An 18,625-nucleotide genomic window follows, 5' to 3' on the forward strand; every position below is an offset into this window, starting at 1 on the left:
GGCCACGCCACCAGGAAGGGATACGACTGGACCACACGTTCGGGTGACGAGCGCCCCTACCGCGGCCCGTACTTCCGCCCCGTCCGCGACGTGATCCCGCCCAGCAGCCCGCGCGGCACCAGCTTCGCCGCGCCCATCAGGGTCTTGTAGCGGGGGTCCGGGATCGACAGGGTCTTGCCGCGGGAGAGGTCGGCGAGGGCCGCCGCGACGACCTTGTCCGCGTCGAGCCACATCCAGTCCGGGATGTTGTCCGTGCCCATGCCGGCCCGCTCGTGGAACTCCGTGCGGACGAAGCCGGGGGCCAGGGCCATCAGGCGTACGCCGCTGTCGGCCAGGTCCTTCGCCACGCCCTGGGTGAACTGCACGACCCACGCCTTGGAGGCGCCGTAGGTGCCGCGCGGGACGAAGGCGGCGACCGAGGCCACGTTGACGACGCCGCCGCGGCCCCGTTCCCGCATCGCCGCCACCGCGGCCGAGGTCAGCCGGAGCACCGCCTCGCAGTGCACCTTGAGCATGGTCAGCTCGTCGGCCAGGGGAACGTCGAGGAAACGGCCCTTGTTGCCGAAGCCGGCGTTGTTGATCAGCAGGTCGACGGGGTTCCTGCGGTCTCCCAGCCGGGCGGCGACCGCGTCGACGCCGGCGTCCGTCGACAGGTCCGCCGTCAGCACCTCCGCCTCGATGCCGTGCCGGTCGTGCAGTTCGGTGGCCTGTTCCCGCAGCCGCTTGGTGTCGCGGGCCACGAGCACCAGGTCGTGTCCGTCGGCCGCCAGGCGGCGCGCGAACGCGGCACCGAGGCCCGCCGTCGATCCCGTAATCAATGCCGTTGTCATGGCGCAAGGTTAGGGCGCGGGACCACGGGGGCGGACCGAGCACGTCCGCTTCGCTCAGGCGCCGTACTGCGCCACGTACTTCCGCGCCGCCGCCAGCGCCTCCGGGTGCAGCGCGTCGCCCGCCGCGAGCAGGCGGGGGAGCAGCTCCCGCTGGGTCGTCACCGCGCGGAACTGCACGGCCACCGTCACCTCGTGCGCGGGCCGGTGCACGATCCGCACCGGGTCGCCCGCCCGGATCTCGCCGGGTTCGAGGACACGGAAGTAGGCACCCGGCCGTCCCTTCTCCGTGAAGCGCTTCACCCAGCGCCGCTCACCCAGGTGGCCCTGGAAGGTGCGGCAGGGGATGCGTCCGGACGTCACCTCCAGGAGCAGCTCCGGGCCGATCCGCCAGCGCTCGCCGATGAGGGCGCCGGCCAGGTCCAGGCCCGTGGTGGTGAGGTTCTCGCCGAAGGAGCCGTCCGGCAGTTCCCGGCCCAGTTCGCGCTCCCAGGCGTCCAGGTCCTCGCGTGCCATCGCGTACACCGCCTGGTCGTCGCCGCCGTGGTGCCGCGTGTCGCAGACGCTGTCGCCGGCCAGGCCGCTCGCGCCGAAACCCTTCGCCCCGGGCGCCGCCACCGGCACGGGGCCGTCGGCGGGCCGCTTGTCGATGCCGGTGACGCCCTCGGGCTGGTCCGTGTAGGGCACGGCCTTCGGGCGTCCCAGATTGACGGAGAGGAGCCTCATGGCGGGAAGGTGCATGCGAGCACGGTAGGTCATGCGCGGTCAAAGCGTCGACGCGTTATTCGGCGTGCGGTCAAAGGGTCGCTTATCCTCGGGGGTGTGATCGAGGCTCGTCATCTCCGCGTGCTGCGCGCCGTGGCATCGACCGGTTCCTTCTCCGCCGCGGGGCGCGAGCTGGGCTGCACGCAGCCCGCCGTGAGCCAGCAGATGAAGGCGCTGGAGGCGTCCGTCGGCACCCCCCTGCTCGTCCGCACCGGGCGCGAGATGCGGCTGACCCAGGCCGGCGAGGCGCTGGTGCGGCACGCCGCGGGGATCATCGCCGGGCTCACGGCGGCCGAGGAGGAGGTCGCCGCGATCGCCGGGCTGCGCGCCGGGCGGGTGCGGCTGGTCTCCTTCCCCAGCGGCAGTTCCACCCTCGTGCCCACCGCCCTGGCCGCGCTGCGCGCCGCCCACCCCGGCACCCGGGTCTCCCTGGAGGAGGCCGAGCCGCCGAAATCCGTCGAGCTGCTGCGCGAGGGCGACTGCGACGTGGCGCTCGCCTTCCGCTACGAGGGCGCGGCCGGCGCGGAGGAGTGGGCCGACCTCGTCGTACGGCCGCTGCTGACCGACCGGCTGGTGGCGCTGGTCCCCGAGGGGCACCGGCTGGCCCGTACCGAGGGCGCCGTCGCCATCGGGGAACTGGCCCGGGAGTCCTGGATCGCGGGCTGCCCGCGCTGCCGCGGCCAGTTGGTGGAGGTGTGCGAGGGGGCGGGTTTCACCCCCCGCATCGACTTCGCCACCGACGACTACCCGGCGGTGGTCGGCCTGGTCGGCGCCGGGCTCGGCGTGGCCGTGCTGCCCCAGCTCGCCGTCGAGTCCGTACGGCCCCGGGGTGCCCGGACGGTCACGCTGGAGCCGGCCGTGCGGCGGGAGATCGTGGCGCTCACCCTGCCCGACCTGGCCCAGGTGCCGGCCGTGACGGCGACCCTGGACGAGCTGGCCCGGGCGGGCGCGCGCCAGCCGGCGGCGCGCTGACCGCGTCCGCAGTCCCACGGTCTCCGGAGTCCGGCGGGAGAAACGTTCCTTCAGTGAGGTGAGGCCGCCTCCCCGCCGGCCGGCGCCGAGGCCGCCGCCACCAGGCGGTTGCGGGCCCGTCCCATGAGCTCCTCGCGCTCGTCCTCGGTCAGGCCGCCCCAGACGCCGTACGGCTCGCGCACCGCCAGCGCGTGCGCCGCGCACTCGGCGCGGACCGGGCACCTCATGCAGACCTCCTTGGCCGAGTTCTCGCGAGCGCTCCGTGCCGCACCGCGTTCGCCTTCCGGATGGAAGAAGAGCGAGCTGTCCACCCCGCGGCACGCGGCCAGGAGCTGCCAGTCCCACAGGTCCGCGTTCGGTCCGGGAAGGCGGGAGAAATCTGCCATTGCGTGACCCCTTGTAGCCGTTCTGGGTGGATACGGTGTCCACGACCGTACAACTACGATCTAAGGAGATGAAAATATGACTCATTGCGAATCTAGCCGCAGACACCAGCCAAGTGGAAGAAAAGCGGCTAAATGGGGCACTGCTTGTGATGAAACGGCGCGGGTCCGACGCGCATGTGTGCTGCGTGGCCGCCCCCTCACGTAGAGTGCCGAAGACGACACACAGCCCCGTAACTCTTTCGAGTGACCATCGTTGAGAGTGCGGAGGCGGTTGAAGGAACAAGTGCTCGGGCGGGCGTCCGGGACGGTCGACCGCACAGGTGACGATTTCGTACCAGCCTGGAGGCTCAACGTGACGCGCAAGAGCTGCGGAGGACGGCCATGACTTCCGTCCTCGTCTGCGACGACTCCCCGCTTGCCCGAGAGGCGCTCCGCCGCGCGGTCGCGACCGTGCCCGGCGTCGAGCGCGTGACGACGGCCGCCAACGGCGAGGAAGTCCTCCGCCGCTGGGGAGCCGACCGCTCGGACCTGATTCTGATGGACGTGCGCATGCCCGGTCTGGGCGGCGTCGAGACCGTCCGGCGGCTGCTGTCCGCCGACCCCGGTGCGCGCATCATCATGCTCACCGTCGCCGAGGACCTGGACGGCGTGGCCCTCGCCGTCGCCGCCGGTGCCCGCGGCTACCTGCACAAGGACGCCTCGCGCGCCGAGTTGCGCGCCACCGTGACCCAGGCCCTCGCCGACCCGACCTGGCGGCTCGCCCCGCGCCGGCTGCGCTCGGCCGAGATGGGCGCCGCGCCCACGCTCACCGCGCGTGAGATCCAGGTCCTGGAGGGCATGAGCCACGGCCGTTCCAACGCGGAGATCGGCCGCGAGCTGTTCCTCTCCGAGGACACGGTCAAGACCCACGCCCGCCGGCTCTTCAAGAAGCTCGGCGCCTCGGACCGGGCCCACGCGGTGGCGCTCGGCTTCCGGTGGGGCCTGGTCCGCTAGGGGGTGCCGTTTGGATCAGGCCGGCTCCGGGCGGCCGTGGTGCCGTGCGGGCCGAACCGGGCGGGGGCGGTGGGCGTACCTCCCGCGCGGGCGGAGGCCGAGCGCGCAGGAGCGTGCAGCCGCGGGGCTCAGGAGGGCGGCGGGGCGGAGCCCCGACAGCCGACCACGACGCCGCAGATGCGTGGGCCGGACCCCGCGACGCCGGCATGATCCAAACGACACCCTCTGGGGACATCTCCGTGCGATGGAGTCCGAGAGGGTCCGTCGGGGACGCGCGGGTCCCCGCTTATCGCGAGGTGAGCGGGGGTGACAAGGCGACCCGCCGGACGCCCGCTGCTCGTTTCGCCGCGGATGACGCATCCTTGAGGTGTGGAGTTCCTCGGGGACGAGTCGGTCGAGCGGAAGGGGAGGGCGCAGGGGATGAGTTCCGGCGCACCTGCTCATAACGCTTCGGTGCACAACAACGGGCACGGAGCCACGGATCGGACGGCCGCAAGGCACCATGGACCGATGCGTGACGACGAGGCGCCCCCGGACCAGGGGACGGTGGGTGGGCTCGTCCACCGCGCCGTGGACGGGGACGAGCAGGCCACGCACGACCTGCTCGCCCATGTCCACCCCCTGGCGCTGCGCTACTGCCGCACGCGGCTGTCCCGGCTGCCCGGCGACGCCCGGCACTTCGTCGAGGACCTCGCCCAGGAGGTCTGCGTCGCGGTGCTGCTCGCACTGCCCCGGTACAAGGACACCGGACGCCCCTTCGAGGCGTTCGTCTTCGCCATCGCCGCCCACAAGGTCGCCGACCTCCAGCGCGCCGCGATGCGCCACCCCGGCTCCACGGCCGTTCCGTCCGACGAGATGCCCGAGCGGCCGGACGACTCGCTGGGCCCCGAGGAGCGGGCGCTGCTCAACAGCGACGCCGCCTGGGCCAAGAAACTGCTGGCCAACCTCCCCGAGAACCAGCGCGAACTGCTCCTGCTGCGCATCGCGGTCGGGCTCACGGCGGAGGAGACCGGGCAGATGTTGGGAATGTCACCGGGGGCCGTGCGGGTCGCCCAGCACCGGGCACTGAGCCGGCTGCGGGCGCTGGCGGAGCAGTAGACCGCGCGGCACGGCACGGCGCGGCATCGCGCGGTGGCGGCCGGCTCCGCGCGGAAGCGTTCCACGTACCGAAGCTCCTCGTACGAAAGCACGAAGGCCCCAGGCTTCCTTGATCGTGGAATGAGCCACGTCCACTTCCCGTTAGCATGGACATCCGCACCGATCAAGGCCATTTGGGGAAGGTGTCATGACTGCCAACGTCGACGGAGTGCCCGAGAAATTCGCGACACTCGGGCTGACCTACGACGACGTGCTGCTGCTGCCGGGCGCCTCCGCGGTGCTTCCGAACGCGGTCGACACCTCGTCCCGCATCTCCCGCAACGTGCGGGTCAACATCCCGCTGCTCTCCGCGGCCATGGACAAGGTGACCGAGTCCCGGATGGCCATCTCCATGGCCCGCCAGGGCGGCGTCGGCGTCCTGCACCGCAACCTGTCCATCGAGGACCAGGCCAACCAGGTCGACCTGGTGAAGCGCTCCGAGTCCGGCATGGTGGCCGACCCCATCACCATCAACCCGGACGCCACCCTCGCCGAGGCCGACGCCCTGTGCGCCAAGTTCCGCATCAGCGGCGTCCCGGTCACCGACGGCGCGGGCAAGCTGCTCGGCATCGTCACCAACCGCGACATGGCCTTCGAGACCGACCGCGCCCGGCGGGTGCGCGAGGTCATGACGCCGATGCCGCTGGTCACCGGCCAGGTCGGCATCTCCGGCGTGGACGCCATGGAGCTGCTGCGCCGCCACAAGATCGAGAAGCTTCCGCTGGTCGACGGCGACGGCGTCCTCAAGGGCCTGATCACGGTCAAGGACTTCGTCAAGGCCGAGCAGTACCCGCACGCCGCCAAGGACGCCAAGGGCCGCCTGCTCGTCGGTGCCGCCGTGGGCGCCAGCCCTGAGGCCCTCGACCGCGCCCAGGCCCTCGCCGAGGCCGGGGTGGACTTCCTCGTCGTCGACACCTCGCACGGCCACAACAGCAACGCGCTGAGCTGGATGTCGAAGATCAAGTCCAGCGTCAGCGTCGACGTCGTCGGCGGCAACGTCGCCACCCGTGACGGCGCCCAGGCCCTGATCGACGCGGGTGTCGACGGCATCAAGGTCGGCGTGGGCCCCGGTTCCATCTGTACGACCCGTGTGGTGGCCGGCATCGGCGTCCCGCAGGTCACCGCGATCTACGAGGCGTCCCTCGCCGCCCGCGCCGCCGGCGTGCCCCTGATCGGCGACGGCGGTCTGCAGTACTCGGGCGACATCGGCAAGGCGCTCGCCGCCGGTGCCGACACCGTGATGCTGGGCAGCCTGCTGGCGGGCTGCGAGGAGTCGCCGGGCGAGCTGCAGTTCATCAACGGCAAGCAGTTCAAGTCGTACCGCGGCATGGGCTCGCTGGGCGCCATGCAGTCCCGCGGCCAGGGCAAGTCGTACTCCAAGGACCGTTACTTCCAGGCCGAGGTCGCCTCCGACGACAAGCTCGTGCCCGAGGGCATCGAGGGCCAGGTCCCCTACCGGGGCCCGCTCGCCAACGTCCTGCACCAGCTCGTCGGCGGGCTGCGCCAGACCATGGGCTACGTCGGAGCCGCCACCATCGCCGAGATGGAGACCAAGGGCCGCTTCGTCCGGATCACCTCCGCGGGCCTCAAGGAGAGCCACCCGCACGACATCCAGATGACGGTCGAGGCGCCGAACTACAGCCGCAGCAAGTAGGCGGCCGTAGCCGCAGGCACACGGGCAGCGGCCTCGCGAGGGCGGCTCCGGACCGTCCGGGGCCGCCCTCTGCGGTGCCCCGGCGGGACCGTCGGGGATACTGGAAGGCGCTGCAACGCATCAGGGAAAGGCCACAGACGTGACTGAGATCGAGATCGGGCGCGGCAAGCGCGGCCGCCGGGCGTACGCCTTCGACGACATCGCCGTCGTCCCCAGCCGCCGTACCCGGGACCCGAAGGAGGTCTCGATCGCCTGGCAGATCGACGCCTACCGCTTCGAGCTGCCGTTCCTGGCCGCTCCCATGGACTCGGTCGTCTCCCCGGCCACCGCGATCCGCATCGGCGAGCTGGGCGGCCTCGGCGTCCTCAACCTGGAAGGGCTCTGGACCCGGCACGAGGACCCGCAGCCCCTGCTCGACGAGATCGTCGGCCTCGACGCGGACACCGCGACCCGCCGTCTCCAGGAGATCTACGCCGCCCCCATCAAGGAGGAGCTGATCGGGCAGCGCATCAAGGAGGTGCGCGACTCGGGCGTGGTCACCGCCGCCGCGCTCTCCCCGCAGCGCACCGCCCAGTTCTCCAAGGCCGTCGTGGACGCGGGCGTCGACATCTTCGTCATCCGCGGCACCACCGTCTCCGCGGAGCACGTCTCCGGCTCGCACGAGCCGCTGAACCTCAAGCAGTTCATCTACGAGCTGGACGTCCCGGTGATCGTGGGCGGCTGCGCCACCTACACCGCGGCCCTGCACCTGATGCGCACCGGCGCCGCGGGCGTCCTCGTCGGCTTCGGCGGCGGCGCCGCCCACACCACGCGCAACGTGCTGGGCATCCAGGTGCCCATGGCCACCGCGGTCGCGGACGTGGCCGCGGCCCGCCGGGACTACATGGACGAGTCCGGCGGCCGGTACGTCCACGTCATCGCCGACGGCGGCGTCGGCTGGTCCGGCGACCTGCCCAAGGCGATCGCCTGCGGCGCCGACTCCGTGATGATGGGCTCCCCGCTGGCCCGCGCGACCGACGCGCCGGGCAAGGGCCACCACTGGGGCATGGAGGCCGTCAACGTCGAGCTGCCGCGCGGCCAGAAGGTCGACCTCGGCACGGTCGGCACCATCGAGGAGGTCCTCACCGGCCCGTCCCGCACCCCCGACGGCTCGATGAACTTCTTCGGCGCCCTGCGCCGCGCGATGGCCACCACCGGCTACAGCGAGCTGAAGGAGTTCCAGCGCGTCGAGGTGACGGTCGCGGACTCGCAGCACCGGCGGTAGTCACCCGAATGCCATAGCGAGGGGCCCGGAGCGGACGCTCCGGGCCCCTCGCGTGTCCGGGCGGCGCGGTCAGAGCCGGTGCGCCGCCCCCGTGGGCGTGGCCCCCCGCGTGTCCAGGAGGAGCTGGGCCTTGACCGACAGGCCCTGGAGGTCGTACGTGCGGTGCTGCTGGAGGAGGATCGTGAGGTCGGCGTCGGCGGCGGCCTCGTAGAGGGAGTCGGCGCGGGGCACGGGGCGGTCGGCGACGTTCCAGGACGGGATGTGCGGGTCGTGGTAGCTGACGGCGGCGCCCATCGACATCAGGCGGGTCGCGATCTCCTCGGCCGGGGTGGCCTGCTGGTCGGCCAGGTCGGCCTTGTAGGTGACGCCGAGGAGGAGGACGCGGGCGCCGCGCGCGGACTTGCCGTGCTCGTTGAGGAGGGCGGCGGCGCGCTGCACGACGTAGCGGGGCATCTGGGCGTTGACCTGCTGGGCCAGCTCGACCATGCGCAGGCTGTGCGGGGCCCGGCCGGTCAGGTCCTGGGGGACGGAGTGGCCGCCGACACCGGGGCCGGGGCGGAAGGCCTGGAAGCCGAACGGCTTGGTCTCCGCGCAGCGCAGGACGTCCCACAGGTCGACGCCGAGGTCGTCGCAGAGCACGGCCATCTCGTTGACCAGGGCGATGTTCACATGCCGGAAGTTGGTCTCCAGGAGCTGGACCGTCTCCGCCTCCCTCGGGCCGCGGGCGCGGACCACCTTGTCGGTGAGGCGGCTGTAGAAGGCGGCGGCCGACTCGGTGCAGGCGGGGGTGAGGCCGCCGATGACCTTCGGGGTGTTGGCCGGGGTGAAGTCGCGGTTGCCGGGGTCCACGCGGCTGGGGGAGTAGGCGAGGTGGAAGTCGCGGCCGGCCCGCATCCCCGAGCCCTGCTCCAGGAGCGGGCGCAGGAACTCCTCCGTCGTCCCGGGGCGCACCGGCGATTCCAGGATGACCGTGGTGTGCGGGCGCATGTGGGCGGCCAGGGTCCGGGCCGCGGCCTCCACCTGGCCGAGGTCCAGGCCGCCGTCGGGGGAGGGCGGGGTCGGCGCGCAGATGACGGCGGTGCGTACACGGCCCAGCTCGGCCGGTCCGGTCGGGGTGCGGAAGCCCGTGGCGAGCATCCGGCGCACCTCGGCGGGCGTGAGCGGGTCGGCCTCGGGGCCGGTGCGGTAGCCGAGGGTGGGGATGCCGGCGGCGACGGCGGCCTGGGCCAGGGGCAGGCCGTACGGGCCGAGTCCGATGACGGCGAGATCTGCGGGCATGGCGTGGGCCGTCCTTCCCAGTAGCCGGAGCGGGACAGGTGCGCAAGCCCGGTGGACAGGATGGGCGAGCACAACGTCAGACTAGGAGTAAATATGACCGATTTGCGGGATTGATCCGCCGAGTCCCGGCGAGTGTCGACGGATCGGCGCAGGTCGGAGGCCGGTCGGGAGGGAGCCGGTGGCGGGGGCGCTCCACGGCCCGCGGGTTGTCCACAGGCGGGCGCGGGGCGCGGCCCGGGGTTGTCCACAGGTTGAGGCGTGCGGCTGCCGAAGTCGGGCAGGCGGGTCAGAATCTGGGCATGGTGGGTACCAGGAACCGGGCTCGCCCGACGGGTGCGGCCGGCGCGACCGACAGCGGGAGGCAGCAGTGAGGACAGCGACCCTTGGGCCGGCGCAGCGCGCCGAGTCGCTCGCCGCCATGGCCGAGCGCGAGCTCGACGTGCTCGTGGTGGGCGCCGGAGTCGTCGGTGCGGGCACCGCGCTCGACGCCGTGACGCGCGGCCTGTCCGTCGGCCTGGTCGAGGCGCGGGACTGGGCCTCGGGCACCTCCAGCAGATCCAGCAAGCTGATCCACGGCGGCCTGCGCTACCTGGAGATGCTCGACTTCGTGCTCGTGCGGGAGGCGCTGAAGGAGCGCGGCCTCCTCCTCGAACGGCTCGCGCCGCACCTGGTGAAGCCGGTGCCGTTCCTGTACCCGCTCCAGCACAAGGGCTGGGAGCGGCTGTACGCGGGCTCCGGCGTCGCGCTCTACGACGCCATGTCCATGGCCCGCGGGCACGGCCGGGGCCTGCCCCTGCACCGGCACCTGACCCGCCGTCACGCCCTGCGCGTGGCGCCCGCGCTGAAGAAGGACGCGCTGGTCGGCGCGTTGCAGTACTACGACGCCCAGATGGACGACGCCCGCTTCGTGGCCACGCTGGTGCGCACCGCTGCGGCGTACGGCGCCAAGGTGGCCAACCGCGCGCGGGTCACCTCCTTCCTCCGCGAGGGCGAACGCGTGGTCGGCGCGCGGGTGCAGGACGTCGAGGCGGGCGGCGAGTACGAGGTCCGCGCGAAGCAGGTGGTCAACGCGACGGGGGTGTGGACCGACGACACCCAGGCGATGGTGGGCGAGCGCGGACAGTTCCACGTGCGGGCCTCCAAGGGCATCCACCTGGTCGTGCCCAAGGACCGCATCCACTCCAGCACCGGCCTGATCCTGCGCACCGAGAAGTCCGTGCTGTTCGTCATCCCCTGGGGACGGCACTGGATCATCGGCACCACGGACACCGACTGGGACCTCGACAAGGCCCACCCGGCCGCCTCCAGCGCCGACATCGACTACCTGCTGGAACACGTCAACTCGGTGCTGTCGGTGCCCCTCACGCGCGACGACGTCGAGGGCGTGTACGCCGGGCTGCGTCCGCTGCTGGCCGGTGAGTCGGACGCCACCAGCAAGCTGTCGCGCGAGCACACCGTCGCCCACCCCGTGCCCGGCCTGGTCGTCGTGGCCGGCGGCAAGTACACGACGTACCGGGTGATGGCCAAGGACGCCGTGGACGAGGCCGTGCACGGGCTCGACCTGCGGGTCGCCGACTGCGTCACCGAGGAGACCCCGCTGCTGGGCGCGGAGGGCTACCACGCGCTGTGGAACGCGCGGGCGCGGATCGCCGCGCGCACCGGCCTGCACGTCGCACGCGTGGAGCATCTGCTCAACCGCTACGGCGCGTTGACGGAGGAACTGCTCGAACTCGTCGCCGCCGACGCCTCCCTGGGCGAGCCGCTCACCGGAGCCGAGGACTACCTGCGCGCCGAAGTCGTCTACGCCGCCTCGCACGAGGGAGCGCGTCACCTGGACGACGTACTGACCCGGCGCACCCGCATCTCCATCGAGACCTTCGACCGGGGGACCCGCAGCGCCCGTGAGGCAGCCGAGTTGATGGCACCCGTGCTCGGCTGGGACAAGGGGCAGGTCGAACGGGAGATCCAGCACTACGAGAAGCGGGTCGAGGCCGAGCGGGAGTCGCAGCGTCAGCCGGACGACCTGACGGCCGACGCGGCCCGGCTGGGGGCGCCGGACATCGTGGCACGGTAGGAGGGCGGGGCGGGAACCCTGCGGGCACCCTGGGCGTAGAGCACTTGTCGGGTGAGGGACAATGAAGGCTCTGTCAGGGCGGGTTGCATGAGGGGACGCATGTCGGAGGCGGAGCGGGCGGGGACATCCCGTACGGACAAGAGCGCACGTCTCCTCGCCGGGCGGTACCGGCTGGGAGACGTGCTCGGCCGCGGCGGCATGGGGACGGTGTGGCGCGCAGAGGACGAGACCCTCGGACGCACGGTCGCCGTCAAGGAGCTGCGGTTCCCAGGGAACATCGACGAGGAGGAGAAGCGGCGCCTGATCACGCGCACGCTGCGCGAGGCCAAGGCCATCGCGCGGATCCGCAACAACAGCGCCGTCACCGTGTACGACGTGGTCGAGGAGGACGACCGGCCGTGGATCGTGATGGAACTCGTCGAGGGCAAGTCGCTCGCCGAGGCCATCCGTGAGGACGGTCTGCTGGAGCCGAAGCGGGCCGCCGAGGTCGGCCTCGCCATCCTGGACGTGCTGCGCTCCGCGCACCGCGAGGGCATCCTGCACCGCGACGTGAAGCCGTCGAACGTACTGATCGCCGAGGACGGCCGGGTCGTGCTCACCGACTTCGGCATCGCCCAGGTCGAGGGCGACCCCTCCATCACCTCCACCGGCATGCTCGTCGGCGCCCCCTCCTACATCTCGCCCGAGCGGGCCCGCGGCCACAAGCCCGGTCCGGCCGCCGACCTGTGGTCGCTGGGCGGACTGCTGTACGCCGCCGTCGAGGGCACCCCGCCCTACGACCGGGGCTCGGCGATCGCGACGCTCACCGCGGTGATGACGGAGAACCTGGAGGAGCCGAAGAACGCCGGCCCGCTGCGGGATGTCATCTACGGGCTGCTCAACAAGGACCCCGCCCAGCGGCTCGACGACGCCGGCGCCCGCGCGATGCTCAACAAGATCATCCACGCCCCCGAGCCGACGGCCGGGAGCGAACCGCTCGACGCCACCAAGGTCGTGCCGCTGCCCCCGCAGCCGGACGGGCGCGGGCGTCGCGGCGGCGCCCCGGGCACCGGGGCCAAGCGGGCCGAGGAGGCCGGGGAGAAGCTTCGCGGAGCGCTGCGTTCCGTGCGCAAGGCCGCCGTCGGGGCCGGTGCCGCCGGTGCCGCCGCCTCGCGGCCCAAGCCCGGCGGTGGCACGCCGGCGGGTTCCCCGAGAGCGGCTTCCGCCGCGCCCGCGCCCCGGGTGGGCCCGGGTGCCGGTGCGCGCGCCGACGCCGCCGGCGGGGCGGCCGGTGCGCCGAACGCCGCCGGGGGTGCGAAAAGCTCCGGCTGGCCCGTCGTACCGCCGCCGGACCTGCCCGCACGGTCCGTGCCCCGGGCTCCGCTCACCGACGTGGTGCCGCGCCGGACACTGATCGTCATCGCGGTGGTCGTGGCGCTGGCCGTGCTCGGCACCGTGCTGGCCCTCACGCTCGGCGGGGGCGACGACGACAAGGGCGCCGAGGGCGGCAGCGGCGGCAAGGCGGTCGCCTCCGCCGACGCGAGCGGCGACACCAAGCAGGACGGCGAGAGCGGCACCGGCACCGACGGCTCCGCCTCCGACCCGGCGGTCACCGGGGAGGCGAGCGGCGCCCCCAACGGCGGAGCGAGCGCGTCCGGCGAGACGGGCGACGACGCCGGCACGTCCGACGACGAGGACGCGGCCGCCACCCACCAGGGCGACCAGGGCTACCGCATCGGACTGCCCGAGGGCTGGAAGTTCACCACCACGGGCTCCTCCGGCGACCGGTTCACCGGGCCCCGGGGACAGAAGCTCCTGGTCGCCTGGACCTCCACGCCCAAGGGCGACCCCGTGGCGGACTGGAAGAACCAGGAGCGGTACATGGTGCGCTCCAACTACCGGAAGATCCGCATAGAGAAGGTGGGCTACCGCGGCTGGAACGCGGCCGACTGGGAGTTCACCTACACCGACGGCGGCACCAAGTACCGCACCGTGGACCGGGGTTTCGTCGTCGACGACCACCAGGGCTACGCGCTCATGTACACCGCGAAGGCCGACGACTGGGGCGACGACCTGCGCCGCGACACCTGGCGGACCCTGGCCAAGACCTTCGAACCCAAGTCCTGAGCGGAGGCGGACGGGAACCGGGGCGCCGGGTCCCGGGTTTGACCCGCCCGATATCTGGCATCAGCTCATTGCGGGTTGCCTCCGGCACGTATCGTGAGTGCTTGCGGACCGTACGCAGCCGGAACGGCCCGCCGTGCGAACGGAATTGACCGACGGCTGCCGGGGGTGGCGACGTGGACGACTACGCGGGACGGGTGCTCGCCGACCGCTACCGCCTGCCGCTGCCGCCGTCCGACGAGTACGAGCTCACCGAGAGCCGGGCCTTCGACACCTACAGCGGACAGGAAGTCCTGGTCCGCCAGGTGCCGTTGCCGGAGGTCGTCGAGGCCGAGGTGATCGACGCGGACGGCCTGCCCGACGGCTTCACGGCCCGCGACGGCGGCGCCCGGTACCCCGGCCGGCGGACACCGGCCGCGGGCGGCGGGCCCGGGCGGCCGGCCGACCCGGTGGTCCGGCGTGCCGTCGAGGCCGCGCAGGCCGCGGCGGCGGTGCCCGACCATCCTCGCCTTGACCAGGTCTTCGACGTCTTCGCCGAGGGCGGCTCGCTGTGGATCGTCAGCGAGCTGGTGGCCGCGAGGCCGCTGGCCGCGCTCCTCGCCGAACAGGCCCTGACGCCCTACCGGGCGGCCGAGGTCGCCTCCGACGTGCTGCTGGCGCTGCGCGTGCTGCACGCGTACGGCTGGGTGCACCGCAACATCACCGCGCGCACCGTGCTCGTCTGCGACGACGGGCGCGTCGTGCTGACCGGCCTGGCGGTCGGAGCGGCGGAGGAGGCGCTGTGCGGGTACGACCCGGTGCCGCCGCCCGAGGAGGAGCCGGGCCCCGCGGTCGATCCGGTCGCCCCGGACGGGACCTTCGGCCCGGGCGGAGGGGGCACCCGGACCGCCGTCTTCGGGCCCGGGGACGCCGACCCGGAGGCCGCCCGGCGGGCCGCCATAGAGGCGCGGGGCGTCGGCGGGCTCCCGGTGCCCGAGGCCCCCGGTCCGGGCGGCGCCCCCGCCGGGCTCGCGCCCGCGTCGCTCGCCCCCGGCGATGACGCGCGGGCCGCTCGCGCCGGTGCGATCGCCGCCTACCGTGCGGGCGCCAGGGCCGCGGCCCGCGTCCAGCAGGCCCAGAACGGCCGCGCGGCCCTGCCCGGCGCCCGCCCCGCCCCCGCCGCACGTCCCGACGGGCCCGGTTCCCGTCCCGTCGGGGAGGGGTCCCCGCACGGCGCCGACGCGGGCGGGTTCGGTGCCGGAGACGGGCGGGCGCGTTCCGTCGCCGGGCCGGTGGCCGGGTACGGCGGTGGTGACGGCCGGTCTCCGTACGGTGCCGGGCCGGATGAGGCGAGCGGCGTGGAGGGCGCCGACGCGGGCGGGTTCGGTGCGGAAGGGGGACGAGAGGGTTCCGTCGCCGGTGCGGGGGCCGGGGACGACGCGGTGGGCGGGCGGTCGGGCGAAGGTGCCGGCCGGGAGGCGCACGCCGCGGGGACCGGTGCGGCGTCCGGCGGTCCGGGCGACGACGGTGACCCCGCGCCGGCGGGTGAGCCGGCCCCGCCCGGGCAGATCGCCGACCCCTACGGCGTACGCACCACCTCCTGGCACGGCGCCGCGCCCCGCGCCCTCGGCGACCCTGCGTTCCCGGCCCCCCGTCCGGCCGGTGGACCGACGGCCGGGCGCGCCCTGCCCGCAGCACGCCAGGAGGGCGGCCCTGGGGCCGCCGGCCGGTCCGACGCCCCGCCGTGGCAGGCCGGTACCGGGCCCGCGTCCCCCGCCTCACCGGCGGAGCCCGGCCGCCGGACGGACGTGCCGCAGCCGGGCGTCGGTTCCGGACAGTTGGAGCCGGGTGCGGGCCACGTACCGGGCGAGGACCTCGGCGACCTCGCTCGCGGCGCCCCGCCCGCCGCGGGCTGGGACGGCCGGGCCGCCCGGATCCCCGTGCCGCGTGGGCCGGGCAGCGCGCTCGCCGCCGAGCGGGCCCGGCAGACCCGGATGGCCGTGGTGGGGCCCGTGACCGAGCGCTGGGCGCCCGAACAGGCCGGACCCGTGCACGAGAACTGGCAACTGGCCGCGCCCGTCGGCCCCGCCACCGACCTGTGGGCCCTCGGCGCGTTGCTCTTCCGCGCCGTGCAGGGCCACGCGCCCTACCCGGAGGAGTCGACCGCCGAGCTGGTGCAGATCGTGTGCGCGGAGCCCCCGGCGTTCGCCGAGGAGTGCGGGCCGCTGCGGCCGGTCGTCGAGTCGCTGCTGCGTCAGGACCCCACCGAGCGCATCGAGTTCGAGGAGCTGAGCGGCTGGCTTCGTTCCCTCGTACGGTCCGCGCCCGAGCCGGAGGCCGGGCTGCACGTCGTCTCCGCGCCGCCCGTGGAGACCGGACGGCTGCCCATCGTGCGCCGCCGGGGCGAACTGGTGCGCAGGCGCCGTGCCGGACTGCCCGCGCACCACGGACGGCACAAGCGCGGCAGACCGGAGACCGGCCGCTCCCCGCGCAGCCTCGGCCGGACCCTGCTCCTGCTGATACTCCTCGCGCTGGCCGGCGCGGTCGCGTACGCCATGTTCTTCATGCCCAGGAGCGACACGAGCGGCGCCGGGGCCGCCGACCGGACCGGCGCCGCCGGGGAGGCGAGCCAGGCGCCGCCCGCGAAGTCGCCGGAGACCGACGGCGAACCGGGACCGGACGGTACGTCGCCGCAGCCCGATCCCGGGGGCTCGCGGACGGCCGGCGGCCCCGAGACCCAGTCCAACGTCGCCGACGGGTTCACCCTGCGCAAGGACCCGGAGGGCTTCCACGTCGCCGTCGCCGAGGGCTGGAACCGCACGCCCCGCAACGGCAGTGGCCAGGTCGTCTACGGCAAGGGCGACTTCGAGCTGATCGTCGTGCCCGGCCGCGACCGCGCCTCGGAGTTCGGCGACGACCCGATGACGTACCAGCGCGACGGTGAACCCGAGCTGGCCTCGTACCGCGCCTCGAGCTGGGCCACCTCCAGCGGCCTGAAGACCATCGAGGTCGGCGGACGGACCATGGCCGAGGGGCAGTTCACCTGGACCGGAGCCGCCGGAGAGCTGTACGTGCGCAACGTCGCCATGCTGATCGACGGGCGCTACCACGTGGTGCAGGTCCGCGGTCCGGAGGCGGAGCGCGACGAGGTGTCCCGGCTGTTCGAGCAGGCCATGACGACCTACCGGGCCACGGGCTGAGGGCAGTTCGGCCCGGTGGTTGCCTCCCGCCTCGGAAAGCGACAACCGTCACAGAGCGGTTTCCATGCCACCCCGGCCGTTCCCCGAAGAGGGGCCGGTCCCTAGTCTGACCCTGACAAGACCATTGCGGGGCAACGTGAATCAGATGCAGGGCCGGCTCGTTTCGGGACGCTACCGGCTCGGGGAAGCCATCGGCAGCGGCGGCATGGGCCGGGTGTGGCGCGCACACGACGAGGTGCTGCACCGGACGGTCGCCATCAAGGAGTTGACCGCCGCGCTCTACGTCTCGGAGAGCGACCAGGCCATTCTCCTGGCGCGCACCCGGGGCGAGGCGCGCGCGGCGGCACGGATCAACCACTCGGCCGTCGTCACCGTGCACGACGTACTCGAACACGACGGCCGGCCGTGGATCGTGATGGAGCTGGTCGAGGGACGCTCGCTGGCCGACGCGGTCAAGGAGGAGGAGCGGGTCGAGCCGCGCGAGGCGGCCCGGATCGGCCTGTGGGTGCTGCGCGCCCTGCGCGCCGCCCACACCGCCGGAGTCCTGCACCGCGACGTCAAACCGGGCAACGTGCTGCTCGCGGACGACGGACGCGTCCTGCTCACCGACTTCGGCATCGCGCAGATCGAGGGCGACTCCACCATCACCCGGACCGGAGAGGTCGTCGGCTCCGTCGACTACCTCGCGCCCGAGCGCGTCCGCGGCCACGATCCCGGCCCGTCCTCCGACCTGTGGGCGCTCGGCGCGACGCTGTACACGGCGGTGGAGGGCAGGTCGCCGTTCCGCCGCACCTCCCCGCTCACCACCATGCAGGCGGTCGTCGAGGAGGAGGCCACCGAGCCCCGGCACGCCGGTGCGCTCGCGCCCGTCATCAGCGCCCTGCTGCGCAAGGACCCGGCCGACCGGCCCGACGCCACCGAGACCGAGCACCTGCTCGCCCAGGCGGCCGAGGGGCGACGCCCGGACGAGGCCCAGGCGTACGTGCCGACCACCCGTTACACGGGCCCGCCGTCGCGCTCGGGCGACACGGTCCACCAGGAGATGTCCGGCGCGCCGGGGGCACCGGGACCCGTGGGCGGGACCACGGCCACGCCGTACCCGCCGGTGACCGGGCCCACCACGGTCGGTCCCACTGCGGTCGGCCCCACCGCGGGTGGCCCCGTCACGGTCGGTCCCGCGGCGCCGGGTCACCCGGCCGCCGGAGGGGCGGCCGGACCCGTGGGCGGTGTCGCCGCGCCCGCCGCCGCTCCCCGGCGGCCACGGCGGACGCGGATGCGTACCCTCGCGGGGGTCGTCGCCGTCGCCGCGCTCATCGGCGCGGGCACCGCCGTGGTGCTGCAACAGCGCGACGGGGGCGGCACGTCGGCCGGCTCCGACCCCACCCCCGGGCCGTCCGGTTCCGCCTCCCCGGACCCCTCCGCCTCCGCCACCACCGGCCAGGGTCCCGGCGGCGCCGTCCCGGCCGGGTGGGTGCGCCACGACGACCCGCTGGGTTTCAGCCTCTCCCTGCCCGAGGACTGGCAGCGCAGGGACTTCGACGGCGACAGCGGCGAACTCCGGCAGATCGACTACACCCCCGACGGCGGCGACCACGTCATCCGCATATCCGTCGACACCGCCCCCGACTACAACGACCCGTACGTCCACCAGCAGGACCTGGACGCGCAGCTCGGCGGAAGGCTGGTCGACTACCGGCGCGTCGCCCTGGAACGCGTCGGCTACCGCGACCTCGACAGCGCCCGCTGGGAGTACACCTGGACCGCGCTGGCGAAGGACACCGAGTTCCCGGGACCGCGCCGGGCCGTGTCGCAGACGTACATGTCCCGCGACGGCGTCGAGTACGCACTCAACATGTCCGGACCGGCGAGCGACTGGCCGGCCACCCAGCAGCGGTTCAGGGCGGTGCTGCAGAGCTGGCAGGAGAAGACCGGCTGAGCCGTGCGGGGCCGCGACGGGGCACCCGTGCCCGTCGGTTGTCGGCCACCCGTGTGA

The 18,625-nt window shown here is 73.8% G+C and carries 13 protein-coding genes; 9 read left to right on the forward strand and 4 right to left on the reverse strand.

All coding sequences use genetic code 11. The features are described 5' to 3' along the window. Positions 1–56 precede the first annotated feature (56 nt). Positions 57–830: an SDR family NAD(P)-dependent oxidoreductase gene (locus IG88_RS0103675; protein ID WP_031034853.1), complete on the reverse strand. Its 774-nt coding sequence runs from the start codon at positions 828–830 to the stop codon at positions 57–59. Between the two features lie 54 nt (positions 831–884). Continuing rightward, a complete protein-coding gene (locus IG88_RS0103680) occupies positions 885–1,553 on the reverse strand; it encodes an MOSC domain-containing protein (RefSeq protein ID WP_031034854.1) in 669 nt (222 codons plus the stop codon). A 96-nt stretch (positions 1,554–1,649) separates the two neighbouring features. Between IG88_RS0103680 and IG88_RS0103685 the strand changes: the two genes are divergently transcribed. Then, positions 1,650–2,564, forward strand: coding sequence for a LysR family transcriptional regulator (locus IG88_RS0103685; RefSeq protein WP_031034856.1), 915 nt, complete (start codon positions 1,650–1,652; stop codon positions 2,562–2,564). 50 nt (positions 2,565–2,614) lie between these two features. On the opposite strand, the gene IG88_RS0103690 is transcribed toward IG88_RS0103685, so the two are convergent. Then, a complete protein-coding gene (locus IG88_RS0103690; protein WP_031034858.1) occupies positions 2,615–2,950 on the reverse strand; it encodes a WhiB family transcriptional regulator in 336 nt (111 codons plus the stop codon). Positions 2,951–3,331: 381 nt separating this feature from the next. Here IG88_RS0103690 and IG88_RS0103695 point away from each other — a divergent pair, with 381 nt between their 5' ends. From IG88_RS0103695 to IG88_RS0103710, 4 genes are all read left to right on the forward strand, one after another. Further along, the gene (locus IG88_RS0103695; protein ID WP_003948568.1) at positions 3,332–3,943 is read left to right on the forward strand and encodes a response regulator transcription factor; all 612 of its coding nucleotides are present in this window, start codon (positions 3,332–3,334) and stop codon (positions 3,941–3,943) included. A 510-nt stretch (positions 3,944–4,453) separates the two neighbouring features. Next, complete coding sequence (locus IG88_RS0103700; RefSeq protein ID WP_031034860.1) at positions 4,454–5,041, forward strand: sigma-70 family RNA polymerase sigma factor; 588 nt, start codon at positions 4,454–4,456, stop codon at positions 5,039–5,041. A 187-nt stretch (positions 5,042–5,228) separates the two neighbouring features. Further along, positions 5,229–6,734 (forward strand): IMP dehydrogenase, encoded by a 1,506-nt coding sequence (gene guaB, locus IG88_RS0103705; RefSeq protein ID WP_031034863.1) that lies wholly within the window; start codon positions 5,229–5,231, stop codon positions 6,732–6,734. Between the two features lie 139 nt (positions 6,735–6,873). Continuing rightward, entirely contained in the window at positions 6,874–7,998 is a 1,125-nt protein-coding gene (locus IG88_RS0103710; protein WP_030400273.1) for a GuaB3 family IMP dehydrogenase-related protein, read from the forward strand. 69 nt (positions 7,999–8,067) lie between these two features. Here IG88_RS0103710 and IG88_RS0103715 read toward each other — a convergent pair whose 3' ends face one another. Beyond that, the gene (locus tag IG88_RS0103715; RefSeq protein WP_031034866.1) at positions 8,068–9,276 is read right to left on the reverse strand and encodes a nucleotide sugar dehydrogenase; all 1,209 of its coding nucleotides are present in this window, start codon (positions 9,274–9,276) and stop codon (positions 8,068–8,070) included. A gap of 367 nt (positions 9,277–9,643) precedes the next feature. Here IG88_RS0103715 and IG88_RS0103720 point away from each other — a divergent pair, with 367 nt between their 5' ends. The 4 genes from IG88_RS0103720 to IG88_RS0103735 all read left to right on the forward strand — a co-directional run bounded on the left by IG88_RS0103720 (position 9,644) and on the right by IG88_RS0103735 (position 18,568). Next, complete coding sequence (locus IG88_RS0103720; RefSeq protein WP_031034868.1) at positions 9,644–11,350, forward strand: glycerol-3-phosphate dehydrogenase/oxidase; 1,707 nt, start codon at positions 9,644–9,646, stop codon at positions 11,348–11,350. A 99-nt stretch (positions 11,351–11,449) separates the two neighbouring features. After that, a complete protein-coding gene (locus IG88_RS0103725; RefSeq protein WP_031034870.1) occupies positions 11,450–13,456 on the forward strand; it encodes a serine/threonine-protein kinase in 2,007 nt (668 codons plus the stop codon). 173 nt (positions 13,457–13,629) lie between these two features. Next, entirely contained in the window at positions 13,630–16,632 is a 3,003-nt protein-coding gene (locus IG88_RS0103730) for a protein kinase (protein WP_031034872.1), read from the forward strand. 145 nt (positions 16,633–16,777) lie between these two features. After that, on the forward strand, positions 16,778–18,568 hold the full coding sequence (locus IG88_RS0103735) for a serine/threonine-protein kinase (RefSeq protein ID WP_031034874.1): 1,791 nt from the start codon (positions 16,778–16,780) through the stop codon (positions 18,566–18,568). Positions 18,569–18,625 lie beyond the last annotated feature (57 nt).

The organism is Streptomyces sp. NRRL F-5650 (genome assembly GCF_000721365.1).
GTDB classification, from domain to species: Bacteria; Actinomycetota; Actinomycetes; order Streptomycetales; family Streptomycetaceae; genus Streptomyces; species Streptomyces ardesiacus.